The organism is Micromonospora sp. RP3T (genome assembly GCF_003027925.1).
Classification (GTDB): domain Bacteria; phylum Actinomycetota; class Actinomycetes; order Mycobacteriales; family Micromonosporaceae; genus Micromonospora.
The window spans coordinates 43,004-57,686 of record NZ_PYPS01000013.1; the positions used below are offsets into that span (position 1 = coordinate 43,004).

The following is a 14,683-nucleotide window of genomic DNA, read 5'->3' on the forward strand; positions in this document are numbered from 1 at the left end:
ATGGCCGCCCAGGTACGCGTTCTCCGACAGCGGATCCGTTCCGCCAAGGGGATGAAGAAGATCACCAAGGCGATGGAGCTCGTCGCGACGAGCCGCATCGCCAAGGCCCAGGCCAAGGTGGCGGCCTCGCTGCCGTACGCCGAGGCGATCACCGGCGTGCTGACGGCGCTGGCCTCCAACGCGCGGATCGACCACCCGCTGCTCACCCCGCGTGAGCGGGTGCGGCGGGCGGGTGTCCTGCTGGTCACCGCCGACCGAGGTCTGGCCGGCGGGTACAGCTCGAACGCGATCCGGACCGCCGAGTCGCTGATCGCCCGGCTGCGCGCCGACGGCAAGGAGCCGGTGCTCTACGTCATCGGCCGCAAGGGCGTGGCGTTCTACCGGTTCCGCAACCGGGAGATCGCCGGCAGCTGGACGGGCTTCTCCGAGCAGCCGTCGTTCGACGACGCCCGCGAGGTCGGTGACACGCTGATCAAGGCGTTCACCGCCGGCGCGGACGACGCGGACGGGCACGCCGGGGCGGACGGGATCCTCGGCGTGGACGAGCTGCACATCGTCTACACCGAGTTCAAGTCCCTGATGACGCAGAACCCGGTGACCCGGATCGTCGGCCCGATGCAGGTCGAGGACCGCCCGCGGTCCGAGGGCCTGCTGCCGGCGTACGAGTTCGAGCCGGAGCCGGAGTCGCTGCTCGACGCGTTGCTGCCGAAGTACATCAACACGCGGATCTACGCGGCGTTGCTGGAGTCGGCGGCGAGCGAGTCGGCCGCCCGTCGGCGGGCGATGAAGAGCGCCACCGACAACGCCGAAGAGATGATCGAGAAGTACACGCGTGAGATGAACTCGGCCCGTCAGGCCGGGATCACCCAGGAGATCAGTGAGATCGTCGGCGGCGCGAACGCGCTGGCCGCGTCGGGAAGTGAAGTGTGATGACTGTATCCGCAGTGGAGACCAAGACGGCCACGGGTCGCGTGGTCCGGGTCATCGGCCCGGTCGTCGACGCCGAGTTCCCGCGCGACGCCATGCCGGGTCTGTTCAACGCCCTGCACGTCGACGTGACGCTCTCCGGCGGTGAGAAGACGCTGACCCTGGAGGTCGCCCAGCACCTGGGTGACAACTTGGTCCGCGCCATCTCCATGCAGCCGACCGACGGCCTGGTCCGTGGCGCCGACGTCCGGGACACCGGCGCGCCGATCAGCGTGCCGGTGGGCGACGCGGTCAAGGGCCACGTGTTCAACGCGATCGGCGAGTGCCTCAACCTCACCGAGGGCGAGACCATCCAGGCCGACGACCACTGGGGCATCCACCGCAAGGCTCCGGCCTTCGCGGACCTGGAGCCGAAGACCGAGATGCTGGAGACCGGCATCAAGGTCATCGACCTGCTCGCCCCGTACGTCAAGGGCGGCAAGATCGGCCTGTTCGGCGGCGCCGGCGTGGGCAAGACGGTGCTCATCCAGGAGATGATCACCCGGGTGGCCCGGAACTTCGGTGGTACCTCGGTCTTCGCCGGCGTGGGTGAGCGCACCCGCGAGGGCAACGACCTCATCGCCGAGATGACCGAGTCCGGCGTCATCGACAAGACCGCGCTGGTCTACGGCCAGATGGACGAGCCGCCGGGCACCCGGCTGCGGGTCGCGCTCTCCGCGCTCACCATGGCGGAGTACTTCCGCGACGTGAAGAAGCAGGAGGTGCTGCTCTTCATCGACAACATCTTCCGCTTCACCCAGGCCGGTTCCGAGGTCTCCACGTTGCTCGGCCGCATGCCGAGCGCCGTGGGTTACCAGCCGACCCTGGCCGACGAGATGGGCGAGCTCCAGGAGCGGATCACCTCCGTCCGGGGCCAGGCCATCACCTCGATGCAGGCGATCTACGTGCCCGCCGACGACTACACCGACCCGGCGCCGGCCACCACGTTCGCCCACCTCGACGCGACCACCAACCTGGAGCGGTCGATCTCCGACAAGGGCATCTACCCGGCCGTGGACCCGCTGGCGTCCTCGTCCCGGATCCTCGCCCCGGAGTTCGTCGGCGAGGACCACTTCGCCGTCGCCACCGAGGTGAAGCGGATCCTGCAGCGCTACAAGGACCTGCAGGACATCATCGCCATCCTGGGCATCGAGGAGCTCTCCGAGGAGGACAAGCTCACCGTCGGCCGCGCCCGCCGGATCGAGCGGTTCCTCTCGCAGAACACCTACGCCGCCGAGCAGTTCACCGGCGTGCCGGGCTCGACGGTCCCGATCGCGGAGACCATCGACGCCTTCCGCCGGATCAGCGAGGGGGAGTTCGACCACTTCCCGGAGCAGGCGTTCTTCATGTGCGGCGGCCTGGAGGACCTCAAGGCCAAGGCCGAGGAGCTGATGGGTGAGGAGGGCTGAGAGCCCGCTCACACCACGAAGGCCGTCCCGACACCTCGTCGGGGCGGCCTTCGCCTGTTCACGACCGGTCCGTACCAGAAGTCCGGTTGGCCGGCAGGCGGTTCGCCGAAGCGCGCGGTACCGTTCGTGACACGAATTCGCGTCACCGTCGTTGATCTCTGCAACGAAACGGACCCCTGCGCCCGTCTCCTCTTCGTGGGCGCGACGATAGGAGATGCTCGTGGGTAAGGGCGGCACGGACCGGGGCAAGCGGTCCATGTGGCGTGGCGTGCCGCGGTGGGCCCGGGTCAGCACCATCCTCGGCATCGTCATGATGGTGCTCAGCGGCTCGGTGCTGGTGGGCTACCACACACTCGTCGCGCGCTACGAGGGCGCGGTCGGCAAGGGCGACCTCTTCGGCGACCAGGCCGCCGGCGCCACCGAGAAGAAGAGCGACATCAAGGGCCCGCTCAACATCCTGCTCGTCGGCATCGACCCCCGCACCTCGACGGCCCGCCCGCTCTCCGACTCGATCATGATCCTGCACGTGCCGGCCGGCATGGACCGCGGCTACCTCTTCTCGCTCCCACGCGACCTGCGGGTGGACATCCCGGCCTTCCCGAAGGCCGACTACTCCGGCGGCACCGACCGGATCAACGCCGCCATGTCGCACGGCAGCAACGTGCCGGGCAAGAACCCGAGCGCCGCGCAGGGCTTCGAACTGCTCGCCAAGACCGTCCAGGGGGTCACCGGCATCAAGCGCTTCGACGCCGGCGCGATCATCAACTTCAGCGGGTTCAAGAAGATCGTGGACGCCATGGGCGGCGTCGACATGTACATCGAGCGCGACGTGAAGTCCGAGCACCTCCAGCCGGATGGCACGCCGCGTCAGCTCAAGCCGGGCGGGGGTGGCTACCTCGGCCCGCAGGCCCGGTACAAGAAGGGCGACGCCCACCTCTCGGGCTGGCAGGCGCTGGACTACGTCCGGCAGCGCTACCCCAAGAACGGCGTGCCGGACGCGGACTACGGTCGGCAGCGGCACCAGCAGCAGTTCGTCAAGGCGATGGTGAGCCAGGCGTTCAGCGCCGACGTGGTGGCCAACCCGGTCAAGCTGGACCGGGTGCTGCGGGCCGCCGGGCAGTCGCTGGTCTTCAACGGTCGGGGCAACAGCGTCGTCGACTTCGGCCTCGCGCTCAAGGACATCCGTCCCGACGCCATCGAGACGATCAAGCTGCCCGGCGGACCGATCGGGAGCGGCAGCGCCTACCGGGGCGAACAGCTCCTCGCGCCGGCCGACGACTTCTTCGCCGCGCTGCGTGCCGAGCAGTTGGACGCGTTCCTGCTGGAGCACCCCGACTTCAAGCAGAAGAGCCAGTAGCCTGAGCGGGTGCGGAGTGCCGTGGCCCGGCTCTCACCACCCGCGTTGGGTGGCGCCCGGGGGCGCGACTAGACTTTCGGCAATCCGCCGCCGCAGCAAGGAGACAGCGTGGCACAGCAGCTTCACGTCGAGCTCGTAGCCGTCGAGGAGAAGGTCTGGACCGGTGAGGCCGAGATGGTCGTCGCCCGGACGACCGAGGGTGAGCTCGGTGTGCTGCCCGGGCACGCGCCGCTGCTCGGCCAGCTCGCGGAGCCCAGCCAGGTGCGCATCAAGCAGGCCGGTGGCCAGCAGGTCGCGTACGACGTCGCCGGCGGCTTCCTGTCGGTCACCGGTGAGGGCGTGACCGTCCTCGCCGAGAGCGCCACCCCGGCCACTCCGGCCCGCTGAGCCGACCCGCCGATGGAGATCGTGGAAGGGATCGGAATCGGCGTCGCGGTCGTCGTCGTCGCGCTTCTCATCCTCTTCATCCGGCGGGCCCTGTTCACCCGTAGCGGGGGAATCATCCGGCTGAGCGTCCGGGTCACCACGGTGCTCGACGGCCGCGGTTGGTCGCCCGGCTTCGGGCGGTTCGCCGGCGATCAGCTCCGCTGGTACCGCATGTTCAGCTTCGCGCTCCGCCCGAAGCGGGTGCTCTCCCGTAAGGGGCTGGCGGTGGAGCGCCGCCGACTGCCCGAGGGGCAGGAGCGCCTCTCCATGCCGGCCGACTGGGTGATCCTGCGCTGTACCAGCGACCACGCTCCGGTCGAGATCGCCATGGCGCGATCCACGGTGACCGGCTTCCTCTCCTGGCTCGAGGCCGCCCCTCCGGGGGCGGCCTCGCCGCGTCTGGCCTCCCAGGACTGGCCCGCCGCCTGACGGCCCCCGGCCCCGGCCCTCAACCCCCGGCACTCCTCGCTGATCTTGCACTTGCCGCCCACCCAACGCCGGTTTTGTGCCGTATGGGCGGGCCACAACTGCAAGATCAGCGAGCAGGGGTCGAGGAGTCGCGCTCGGATGTGCCCGACTGGGGTGAGGTGGGGTGGGTGTCCGGTTTCGTGGTGGTGGGGGGCACGCTGGCGGTGGAATGGGTCCGGGGGTCGCGGCGTTGTATCCCGGTGCACGGCCGAGGAAGGCAAGCGGCCCCCGCCGCCGACCCCCGTCCGGGAATGACGGTGGGCCCCCGGTCGTTGCACACACTTCCGGCGCCGCGATTGAGGCCCCCGCCCCGCGAGCAGCCGGAACTCCCCCCGAGAACTTGTTGTGCGCCTGACGGTGCCCGCACCCCCCCCGGGTGTGTTGACCCCCGAATGGAGCCCCCCATGAACACGATGCTGCGTAAGAGTGTGCTGGGTATTGCTGGTCTGGCGTTCACCGGTGGTGTGTTCGCCGGTCCGATCGCCGGTCACGTCGAGTCCGCGCACGCCGCCACGGCGAAGCCGGTCGCGGTGGCGAGCGTGCAGGGTGAGCAGTCCACGATCAACCTGAACGACGAGCAGACGGCGAACGTGAAGGCGATCATCGCCGCGACGAAGAAGGCCGGCCTGCCGGAGCGGGCCGCGGTCATCTCGATCGCGACCGCGTTGCAGGAGTCGAAGCTGGAGAACCTGGGCCACCTCGGCGACCGCAACGACCACGACTCGCTGGGCCTGTTCCAGCAGCGCCCCTCCTCGGGTTGGGGCACGCCGGAGCAGATCACCGACCCGGAGTACTCGACGCTGGCGTTCCTGAAGGGTCTGAAGCAGGTCGACGGCTGGCAGGACATGCCGCTGACCAAGGCGGCGCAGACGGTGCAGGTCTCGGCCTACCCGGACGCGTACGCCCAGTGGGAGAAGCAGGCCACCGACCTCGTCGCCAAGCACTGGAACAGCTGAGACAACGCGAAGGCCGGCACCCGGACACGGGTGCCGGCCTTCAGCGGCTCACCGGCCGACGGCAGTGGTAGACCAGGGCCGGTGGCAGGTTCGCCCAGACCGTCCGCCCGATCGTCACCTCCTCGAACGCGCCGGCCAGCAGGTGCCGGAAGTGGCGGGCCGGCCGGGTCGCGAGCGCGTGCCGGTACGCGAACGTGGTGAACACGCCGCTCGGCCGCAGCGCCGCCCGCACCGCGTCGAGAACAGCCAGTTGCCGCCCGCGGCCGAAGGCCGCCCAGGGCAGCCCGCTCACCACCACGTCGGCGGCGGGCAGGTGCCGCTCGGTCAACACCCGGTCGAGGCCGGCGGCGTCGGCGCGTACCACCTCGACGGTGGCGTGGCGACGGGCCAGCGTGGCGGCGAAGCTCGGGTTCAGTTCGACCGCCAGGTGTTGGCCGCGCCCGGCCAACCGCTGCTGGATGGCCCGGGTGAAGGCACCGGTGCCGGGGCCCAGCTCCACCACCAGCGGATGCCCGTTGCGGGGCACGGCGGCGGTGATGTCCCGGGCGAGGACCGAACCGCTCGGCAACACCGCGCCGGTGGCGAACGGGTGCCGGGCGAACTGGCCGAGGAAGGTGGGGGCGTCGCTGATCACGCCGACCGACGGTAGGCGCGCGGACGCCGCCCGGGTCTCGTGCGGCGGGCCGGCACACCGGCCAGTCGGAGGAGGGGCGCCGGCCGGTGGTAGGGCTGGCCGCCGCGTCCGGCTCCGTATGGTGGCCGCATGGGGGGCAGGCGGTGGAGCTGGTGGCCCGAGCTGCTGCTCGGGCTCGGCACGGCCGCGCTGGGGTTGATCAGCACCCGGATCGTCGTCCCCGGCATTCCGCGCGAGGCGTGGGCGGGGGTCTTCGCGGTGCTCACCGGCCTGGTCCTGGTGGGCGTCCGGCGCTGGCCGTGGCCGGTGCTGCTCGCCACGTCGGCGCTGCTGGTGGTGGCCGACGCGGTGACGGTGACCGGCGCGGACACCGCCCAGTTCGCCGCCGCGGTCGCGTTGGGCTACGTCGCGTACCGGTCGAGCTGGCCGGCCACGGCCGCCGGGTACGCGCTGCTGCTGAACGTCACGCTGGTCAACGTGATCGATCCGGGCAACGCGGAGGTCCTCCGCGGCGGTGTCGGCGTGTTGCGGCTGGTGATGCTGGCCGGGATCGCCGCCGCGCCGGTGGCGTTCGGCCGCTACCTCAGCGGGGTGCGCCAGGCCGCCAGCGCGGCCGAGGAGCGGGCCCGGGAGGCGGAGGAGCGGCGGGCGACGGAGGCCCGGATGGTCCGGCTGACCGAGCGCACCGCGATCGCCCGGGACCTGCACGACATCGTCGCGCACCACGTCGCGGCAATCGCGCTGCGGGCCGGCGCCGCCCGGTACGCGGTGCAGCACACCGGCCGCCCCGACGAGGCGGTGTTGGCGCTCGACGAGCTGCGGGACACCGCCGGTCAGGTGCTGGACGAGCTGCGGGAACTGCTGGAGGTGCTCCGTGACCCGGAAGCGGTGGCGCCGGCCGAGACCTCGGTCGATCCGGCGCAGGTGATCCGGGACGCGGCCCGCCGGGTCCGGGAGGCCGGCCTGGCGGTGCAGGTGCGGATGCCCGAGGTGCTGCACATGCCGCTGGTGGGAGGCACGACCGCGGCCCGGGTGGTGCAGGAGGCGCTGACCAACAGCCTGAAGCACGCCGGGCCGGGGGCGGTCGTCTCGGTCGACGTCCAGGCGACCGCCGGCGCGTTGCTGATCGAGGTGTGGGACAGCGGCCCGGCGCGTCCGGGGCCCCGGCTGCCGGCCTCGGGGCACGGGCTGCGTGGCATGCGGGAGCGGGTGGGCCTGCTCGGTGGGACGCTCGTCGCGGGTGGCACCGAGGGCGGCGGCTGGCGGGTCCGGGTTCGGCTGCCGATCAGGGAGAACGAATGATCAGAGTGTTGGTGGTCGACGACCAGACGCTGGTCCGGGCCGGGGTGGGCCTGGTGCTGCGGACGGCCGGGGGCTTCGAGGTGGTGGGCGAGGCCGGCGACGGCCACGAGGCGGTCCGGCTCGCCGAGCGGCTACGGCCGGACGTCATCCTGATGGACCTGCGGATGCCCCGGCTGGACGGCATCGAGGCGACCCGGCGGATCCTGCGGCAGCAGCCGGCGGCCCGGGTGGTGGTGCTGACCACGTTCGCGGACGACGCGAACGTCTACGGGGCGCTCGGCGCGGGCGCGCAGGGCTACCTGGTGAAGGACGGCGCCCCCGAGGAACTGGTCGACGCGGTGCGGCGGGCCGCCCAGGGTGAGCCGCTGCTCGCCCCGCCGGTGCTGGCCCGGGTGCTGCGCCGCGCGCTCGCCGCGCACGACCGCGACCGTACCCCCGATCCGGCCGTCGCGGGGCTGGGCCTGCTCAGCCCGCGGGAGCGGGAGGTGCTGTCGCTGGTCGGGGCGGGACTGTCGAACGCGGAGATCGCTGCCCGGCTGCACCTCGGCGTGACCACTGTGAAGACGCATGTCTCGGCCGCGATGGAGAAGCTGGAGCTGCGGAACCGGGTGCAGGCCGCGGTGGTGGCGCACCGGCTGGGTCTGGTCGACGACGGGTTCAACCCGGTGCCGGATCCGGGTGGACCCTAGGGCCACGACCGGCCACCCGGAGGACCCGCCCCGGCCGCGGGCAGGACGTCACCGGCCGACGCCGCGGCGACGCTGGGAGGCATGACCTTCCTGGATCCCCTGGTGGACCGGCTCGACACCCTGCCGCCGGGCCTCCTGCTGCTGGTCGCGGCGGCGGTGCTCGCCGGCGAGGTGGGGCTGCTGGCCGGGCTGGTGCTGCCGGCCGCGACCACCATGCTGACGGTCGGCCTGCTGGCCCGTGCCGGCCGCGTCGACCTGGGCGCCGCGCTGGCGGTGACCACCACCGCCGCGTTCGTCGGGGACCAGCTCGGCTATCTGGAGGGGCGGCTGCTCGGCCCCCGCCTGCGTGGCGGGCCGGTCGGCCGGTGGGTGGGGGAACCTCGCTGGCGGCGGGCCGAGGCGCTGGTCGCCGCCCGGGGCGGGACCGCGGTGCTGCTGGGTCGCTGGACGGCGTTCGCCCGCACGCTGGTGCCCCGGGTGGCCGGGGCGGCCGGACTGCCGTACCGCCGGTTCGTGCTCTTCGACGGCCTCGCGGTCGTCGTCTGGGTGCCCGGCACGGTGCTGGTGGGCTGGGCGGCCGGCGGACTGCCGGCCGGTCTCCCGGCCGCCGCCGGGGTGGCGGTGGTGGTGGCGGTCGCGCTCGCGGTGGCGTTCCGGCGTCTGCGGGTACGCCGACGGCGCGCGGCCCGCCGCGCCTGCTCCGGGCCGGTGCCGGCGCGGGCGGGCGGCACCCGCCGCCGGCCGGGTTCCCGCCGTCCGGGGGCGGGCCGGACCGCGCCTGTCCGGCGGGGCGAGGTCGACCGCTGCTGACCCGGCGGCTCCGCCGGCAACCCGGTCAGTCCCGGGGACGACTGGCTGCCGTCAGGTCGGGTATGCGGGCCTGCGCGTGGTGCGGCCCGCTGACGTCAGCGCTTCCCGCCCGGCACCCATAGCACATCGCCGCCCGGATTGGCCGTTCTTGACAGGATAAAGAGCAGATCGGAGAGCCGGTTGAGATACTTTGCCGGGAGCGTGCTGGTCCGATCGGGGTCGTGCGCGACCAACGCCCATGCCGCACGCTCGGCGCGCCGGGCGGTCGTCCGTGCCACGTGCAGCAGCGCCGCGCCCGCGGTGCCGCCGGGGAGGATGAAGGAGTCGAGCTTGCCCAGGCGCGCGTTGAACTCGTCGCACCAGCCCTCGAGGCGCTCGACGTACTCCTCGGTGACCCGCAGCGGCGGGTACTCCGGGTCCGGCTCGACCGGTGTCGCCAGGTCCGCGCCGACGTCGAACATGTCGTTCTGCACGGACTCCAGCACCCCGCGCAGCTCGTCCGGGAGCTGCCCCAGGGCGAGCGCGACGCCGATCGAGGCGTTGCACTCGTCGACGTCCGCGTACGCGGCGATCCGCGGATCGGTCTTCGGCACCTGCTCGTTGTTGCTCAGCCTGGTCATGCCGGCGTCGCCGGCCTTGGTGTAGATGCGCGTGAGGTGGACGGCCATGACGCACAGCCTACGGATACCGGACCTGACCATCCCGGTACGGCCCGACCGGCCGACCGCGGTGGGGCCGGGCGACGCCGGCGACCCGGCGGTCAGCGACGTCGACGTCATCCGGGTACGCGGGGACGCCCGGCTGGCCGGCACCGTGCACGTGGTGGGCGCGAAGAACTCGGCGTTGAAGCTGATGGCCGCCGCGCTGCTCGCGCCCGGCCGCAGCGTGATCACCAACGTGCCCCGGATCACCGACATCGCGATCATGGGTGAGGTGCTGCGCCGGCTCGGCTGCGGCGTACGCTTCGGCCCCGACGACCCGGTCGACCCGATGGTCGCCGGCGGCGGCAAGGAGCGGTCCCGCTCGGTCGTCATCGACGTGCCGGAACGGCCGGGCGCGGAGGCCGACTACGACCTGGTCCGCCGGCTGCGCGCGTCGATCTGCGTGCTCGGCCCGCTGCTGGCGCGGCGCGGGCACGTCCGGGTGGCCCACCCCGGCGGCGACGCGATCGGCTCGCGCGGCCTGGACATGCACATCGCCGGGCTGGCCCGGATGGGCGCGGACATCGCCGGTGAGCACGGCTTCGTCATCGCCGAGGCGCCCGACGGGCTGCACGGCGCGGACATCGTGCTGGACTTCCCGAGCGTGGGCGCCACCGAGAACCTGGTGATGGCGGCGGTGCTGGCCCGGGGCACCACGACGATCGACAACGCGGCCCGGGAGCCGGAGATCGTCGACATCTGCACCATGCTGAACCGGATGGGCGCCCGGATCTCCGGCGCCGGTTCCTCGACGGTGCAGATCGTCGGCGTGCCCGACCTGCGCCCGGTGCGGCACGCCACGGTGGGGGACCGGATCGTGGCCGGCACCTGGGCGTTCGCCGCCGCGATGACCCGCGGCGACGTCACCGTGACCGGCCTCGATCCGGCCTACCTGGAGGTCGCGCTGGACAAGCTGGTCTCGGCCGGCGGCCTGGTGGAGACGCGCGGCGACGCGTTCCGGGTCCGGATGGACGACCGGCCGGCGGCGGTGGACGTGGTCACGCTGCCCTACCCGGGCTTCGCCACCGACCTGCTGCCGATGGCGATCGGGCTGGCCGCGGTGAGCCACGGCGGCTCCCTGATCACGGAGAACATCTTCGACGGCCGGTTCATGTTCGCCAACGAGATGATGCGGCTCGGCGCGGAGATCCGCACCGACGGCCACCACGCCCTGGTCTGCGGCCGGGAGCGGCTCTCCGGCGCCCCGGTCCGGGCCACCGACATCCGGGCCGGCGCCGGCCTGATCATCGCCGGCCTGTGCGCGGACGGACGCACGGAGGTCTCGCACGTGCACCACGTCGACCGGGGCTACCCGGACTTCGTGGCGGACCTGCGGGCGCTCGGCGTCGAGGTGGAGCGGGGCACCGCGCCGGAGGAACCGGACCTGGCCATCTGACGGTCCTTATCCCTCGTTAAGTAGGGTTCTCCCAGACGTTGTCGGAAACGGGCGAGGGAGAAGTAGATGGCGGGTCGACTCGCGGTCGTCGGTGCCGGGCTGATGGGCTCGGGCATCGCCCAGGTGGCGGCACAGGCGGGCTGGCAGGTGACGCTGCGCGACGTCGACGACGCGGCCACGAAGCGGGGCGTCGACGGCATCCGGAAGTCGCTGGCGAAGTTCGCCGAGAAGGGCAAGATCGAGGCGTCCGACGTCGAGGCGACGCTGGCCCGGATCACCCCGACCACCGAGCTGGAGGCGGCGGCCGACGCGGACATCGTGGTCGAGGCGGTCTTCGAGAAGATCGAGATCAAGCACGAGGTGTTCCGCGCGCTGGACAAGATCTGCAAGGCGGACGCGGTGCTGGCCACCAACACCTCGGCCATCCCGGTCACCCAGATCGCCACCGCCACGCAGCGTCCGGAGTCGGTGGTCGGCACCCACTTCTTCTCGCCGGTGCCGATGATGAAGCTCTGCGAGCTGGTCCGGGGCTACAAGACCGCCGACGCGACAATGGACACCGCCCGGTCGTTCGCCGAGGAGATCGGCAAGACCGTGGTGGTGGTCAACCGGGACATCGCCGGCTTCGTCACCACCCGGCTGATCTGCGCGCTGGCGATGGAGGCGGTCAAGCTGGTGGAGTCCGGCGTGATCTCCGCCGAGGATCTGGACACCGCCTGCAAGCTGGGCTTCGGGCATGCCATGGGCCCGCTGGCCACCGTCGACCTGACCGGCGTGGACGTGCTGCTCAACGCCACCCGCAACATCTACACCGACACGGCGGACGAGAAGTTCTTCCCGCCGGAGCTGCTCCAGCGCATGGCCACCGCCGGTGACCTGGGCCGCAAGTCCGGCCAGGGCTTCTACCCGTACTGAGTCGTGCGCACCGCCCCCGGCCGTGCCGGCCGGGGGCGGCTCACGTCCGGGGCGGGGTGAGCGCGCCGCCGATCAGCGCGAACGCGTCCGGGATGACGGTGCCCCAGTAGCCGAAGTTGTGCCGCCCGTCGGCCCAGGACGCGCGTACCGGGCGTTCGGGCAGCACCCGGGCCAGCGCGCGGACGTCCTTCAGGAAGTTGTCCTGCCGGCCGCACCAGAGCCCGACCGGTGTGCCGCGCAGCCTGTCCACGCCGGTGAAGACCGCGTCGCCGCGGCTGACCGCCGGCGAGAAGGCCGCGACCATCCGCAGCCAGTCCGGGTACGTCTCGGCGAGCAGCAGCGCCCCGAAGCCTCCCATCGACCAGCCCCAGACGGCCGCCCGGCTGCTGTCGAAGCCGCGCCGGGCGCACCAGGTGGGCACCTCCTCGCGCACCATCCGCTGCGGGTCGTCGTCGCCCGACGGGCGCCAGGAGAGCCGGCCGCCGGTGGCGCCGGCGAGCGCGAACGGCGGGGCGCCACGGCGTACCGCGTCGGTGAGGAACCGGGCCAGCCCGAACCGGCCGTAGTCGCGCGGGGTGGCCGAGGCGCCGTGCAGGACCAGGCAGACGGGCAGGCCGCGACCGTCGCCGTACCCCTCGGGCACGGCGGTCCAGAAGTCCACCTCCCGGCCCCGCGCTCCGGAGGCGATCCGGATCAGCCGTTCGTCGCCGGCCGGCGCGTCCGGCAGGGTGGGCCCCGGCCCGGGACGGGGCTCGGCGAGCTGCCGGGCGGCCAGGCCGCCGACCAGACCGGCGCCGGCGATCCCGCCGGCGGCGGTCAGCACCGTCCGCCGGCTCAACGTGCGTCCCATGCCGGGCAGTGTGCCATCTCAGGTGTTAAGCGGGGCCCCTTCCTCTACGCCAGGCGTTAAGAGGGGGCCCCGCCTTACACCTCAGCCGTCGCGGCGGGTGGTCCAGCGGAAGGTGGTCAGGCAGAGGATCAGGCCGATCACGCACCACGCGCCGAGCACCAGCGCGACAGTGCCCAGCTCGAACGAGCCGCCCGGCTCCTGGGCGCCGAAGCTGTCCGGCAGGAAGACCGAGCGCAGGCCCTGGCACATCCACTTCAGCGGGAAGATCGCCGCGACCTGCTGCATCCAGGTGGGCAGGCTGGTGAAGACGAAGAACACGCCGGAGATGAACTGGAGGACCAGCGCGACCGGGGTGACCACGGCCGAGCCGCTGCGGGCGGTGCGGGCCAGCGACGAGATGGCGATGCCGCAGAGCGTGCAGGCGGTGACACCGAGCACGGCGACCCAGCCGAACGTGAGCCACTTGGCGGCGGTCTGCGGCAGGTCCAGGTCGAACAGCGCCACCGAGACGGCGAGCAGCAGCGCGGTCTCGGCGACGCCGATCACCACCACCATGATCACCTTGCCGGCGAACCAGACCCACTTCGGCATCGGCGTGCCCCGGTAGCGCTTGAGCACGCCCCGGTCCCGCTCGATCGGGATCCAGATGCCGAGGTTCTGGAAGCTCACGGTCATCAGGCCGGTCGCGATCATGCCGGTGATGAAGTACTGCGTGTAGCTGACGCCCGGGGCGATCTCGTCGCTGAAGATCGCCGCGAAGATCAGGATCATGATGATCGGGAAGCCCATCGTGAACACGACGGACTCCCGGCTGCGCAGGAACTGGGTGATCTCCAGCCGGCCCTGGCGCAGCGCCAGCGCGCCCGCGCCGGTCCGCCGGGCCGGTGCGGCGACGACCGGGGCCGTCGGCTTCGTCGTGGTGGTCATCAGTGTCCGATCATCCGCAGGTAGACGTCTTCCAGGGTCGGCCGGGTCACGGTGAGACCGGGCACCTCGCCGCCGAAGCGCGCGGCCAGGTCGTACACCAGCGCCGTCGGCGTCGCGGTCTGCGCCGACCCGGGCGTCCCGTCCGGGTTACGCCAGGAGACGGTCGCCAGCGCTTCCTGGCGGTTGCCCAGCATGTTCGGCGGCGCGACCTCCACCACCCGGCCGGCCGCGATCACGCCGACCCGGTCGGCGAGCGCCTCGGCCTCGTCCAGGTAGTGGGTGGTCAGCACGATGGTGGTGCCGGCGGCGGCCAGGTCCCGGATCAGTTCCCAGAACTCGCGCCGGGCCTCCGGGTCGAACCCGGTGGTCGGCTCGTCGAGGAAGAGCAGTTCGGGGCGGCCGATGATGCCCAGCGCCACGTCCAGGCGGCGCTTCTGGCCGCCGGAGAGCGTGTGCGTGCGGGCCTTCGCCTTGGCGCCCAGCCCGACGCGTTCGACCACCTTGGCCGGATCGTCGGCATCCGGGTAGAAGCCGGAGAAGTGCCGGACCACCTCACCCACGGTCAGCTCGTCGAACTCGCCGGTGCCCTGGAGCACGATCCCGACCTTCGATCGCCAGGCGGCATCGGGCCGGGCCGGGTCGACACCGAGCACCCGCACCTCACCGGCGTCGCGGTGCCGGTAGCCCTCCAGGATCTCGACCGTGGTGGTCTTGCCCGCGCCGTTCGGGCCGAGCAGGGCGAACACCTCGCCCCGGTGGACGTCCAGGTCCACCCCGGCCACCGCGACGTTGTCGCCGTACGTCTTGCGCAGTCCCCGTACGGAGATCGCGAGCTGCTGGTCCATGACTCAAGTGTGCGTCCTGCGGCCCTCGGCCC

16 protein-coding genes are annotated in these 14,683 nt (G+C 72.4%); 11 read left to right on the plus strand and 5 right to left on the minus strand.

The features are described from left to right. The 6 genes from C8054_RS12745 to C8054_RS12770 all read left to right on the plus strand — a co-directional run bounded on the left by C8054_RS12745 (position 1) and on the right by C8054_RS12770 (position 5,582). Positions 1–930 carry a F0F1 ATP synthase subunit gamma gene (locus C8054_RS12745; RefSeq protein ID WP_107156996.1) on the plus strand — a complete coding sequence of 310 codons (930 nt, stop codon included), beginning with the start codon at positions 1–3 and terminating at the stop codon, positions 928–930. Beyond that, entirely contained in the window at positions 930–2,375 is a 1,446-nt protein-coding gene (gene atpD, locus C8054_RS12750) for a F0F1 ATP synthase subunit beta (RefSeq protein WP_107156997.1), read from the plus strand. The genes C8054_RS12745 and atpD overlap by 1 nt, the downstream gene beginning before the upstream one ends. A 214-nt stretch (positions 2,376–2,589) precedes the next feature. Further along, complete coding sequence (locus tag C8054_RS12755) at positions 2,590–3,732, plus strand: LCP family protein (protein WP_107156998.1); 1,143 nt, start codon at positions 2,590–2,592, stop codon at positions 3,730–3,732. Positions 3,733–3,840: 108 nt separating this feature from the next. Further along, a complete protein-coding gene (locus tag C8054_RS12760; protein WP_047893558.1) occupies positions 3,841–4,119 on the plus strand; it encodes a F0F1 ATP synthase subunit epsilon in 279 nt (92 codons plus the stop codon). A 12-nt stretch (positions 4,120–4,131) separates the two neighbouring features. After that, positions 4,132–4,587: a DUF2550 domain-containing protein gene (locus C8054_RS12765; protein WP_107156999.1), complete on the plus strand. Its 456-nt coding sequence runs from the start codon at positions 4,132–4,134 to the stop codon at positions 4,585–4,587. Positions 4,588–5,030: 443 nt separating this feature from the next. Beyond that, entirely contained in the window at positions 5,031–5,582 is a 552-nt protein-coding gene (locus C8054_RS12770) for a hypothetical protein (RefSeq protein WP_107157000.1), read from the plus strand. A gap of 40 nt (positions 5,583–5,622) precedes the next feature. On the opposite strand, the gene C8054_RS12775 is transcribed toward C8054_RS12770, so the two are convergent. Next, positions 5,623–6,216: a class I SAM-dependent methyltransferase gene (locus C8054_RS12775; RefSeq protein ID WP_107157001.1), complete on the minus strand. Its 594-nt coding sequence runs from the start codon at positions 6,214–6,216 to the stop codon at positions 5,623–5,625. A gap of 129 nt (positions 6,217–6,345) precedes the next feature. Between C8054_RS12775 and C8054_RS12780 the strand changes: the two genes are divergently transcribed. The 3 genes from C8054_RS12780 (at position 6,346) to C8054_RS12790 (ending at position 9,017) form a co-directional block, all read left to right on the plus strand. Continuing rightward, positions 6,346–7,518: a sensor histidine kinase gene (locus C8054_RS12780; protein WP_107157002.1), complete on the plus strand. Its 1,173-nt coding sequence runs from the start codon at positions 6,346–6,348 to the stop codon at positions 7,516–7,518. Beyond that, positions 7,515–8,207 (plus strand): response regulator transcription factor, encoded by a 693-nt coding sequence (locus C8054_RS12785; RefSeq protein WP_107157003.1) that lies wholly within the window; start codon positions 7,515–7,517, stop codon positions 8,205–8,207. Before C8054_RS12780 ends, C8054_RS12785 begins: the two co-directional genes overlap by 4 nt. Before the next feature lie 81 nt (positions 8,208–8,288). Then, positions 8,289–9,017 carry a DedA family protein gene (locus C8054_RS12790; protein WP_107157004.1) on the plus strand — a complete coding sequence of 243 codons (729 nt, stop codon included), beginning with the start codon at positions 8,289–8,291 and terminating at the stop codon, positions 9,015–9,017. A gap of 95 nt (positions 9,018–9,112) precedes the next feature. Here C8054_RS12790 and C8054_RS12795 read toward each other — a convergent pair whose 3' ends face one another. Continuing rightward, a complete protein-coding gene (locus tag C8054_RS12795; protein WP_107157005.1) occupies positions 9,113–9,685 on the minus strand; it encodes a cob(I)yrinic acid a,c-diamide adenosyltransferase in 573 nt (190 codons plus the stop codon). Between C8054_RS12795 and murA the strand changes: the two genes are divergently transcribed. Further along, on the plus strand, positions 9,684–11,114 hold the full coding sequence (gene murA / locus C8054_RS12800; protein WP_107157006.1) for a UDP-N-acetylglucosamine 1-carboxyvinyltransferase: 1,431 nt from the start codon (positions 9,684–9,686) through the stop codon (positions 11,112–11,114). The two genes, C8054_RS12795 and murA, sit on opposite strands and share 2 nt — an antisense overlap. A gap of 66 nt (positions 11,115–11,180) precedes the next feature. Then, positions 11,181–12,029 carry a 3-hydroxyacyl-CoA dehydrogenase family protein gene (locus C8054_RS12805; RefSeq protein WP_107157007.1) on the plus strand — a complete coding sequence of 283 codons (849 nt, stop codon included), beginning with the start codon at positions 11,181–11,183 and terminating at the stop codon, positions 12,027–12,029. 40 nt (positions 12,030–12,069) lie between these two features. On the opposite strand, the gene C8054_RS12810 is transcribed toward C8054_RS12805, so the two are convergent. The 3 genes from C8054_RS12810 to C8054_RS12820 all read right to left on the minus strand — a co-directional run bounded on the left by C8054_RS12810 (position 12,070) and on the right by C8054_RS12820 (position 14,651). Then, the gene (locus C8054_RS12810) at positions 12,070–12,879 is read right to left on the minus strand and encodes an alpha/beta hydrolase family protein (protein WP_107157008.1); all 810 of its coding nucleotides are present in this window, start codon (positions 12,877–12,879) and stop codon (positions 12,070–12,072) included. A gap of 81 nt (positions 12,880–12,960) precedes the next feature. Next, entirely contained in the window at positions 12,961–13,806 is an 846-nt protein-coding gene (locus C8054_RS12815) for an ABC transporter permease (protein ID WP_107157009.1), read from the minus strand. After that, positions 13,806–14,651 carry an ABC transporter ATP-binding protein gene (locus C8054_RS12820; RefSeq protein WP_107157010.1) on the minus strand — a complete coding sequence of 282 codons (846 nt, stop codon included), beginning with the start codon at positions 14,649–14,651 and terminating at the stop codon, positions 13,806–13,808. Before C8054_RS12820 ends, C8054_RS12815 begins: the two co-directional genes overlap by 1 nt. Positions 14,652–14,683 lie beyond the last annotated feature (32 nt).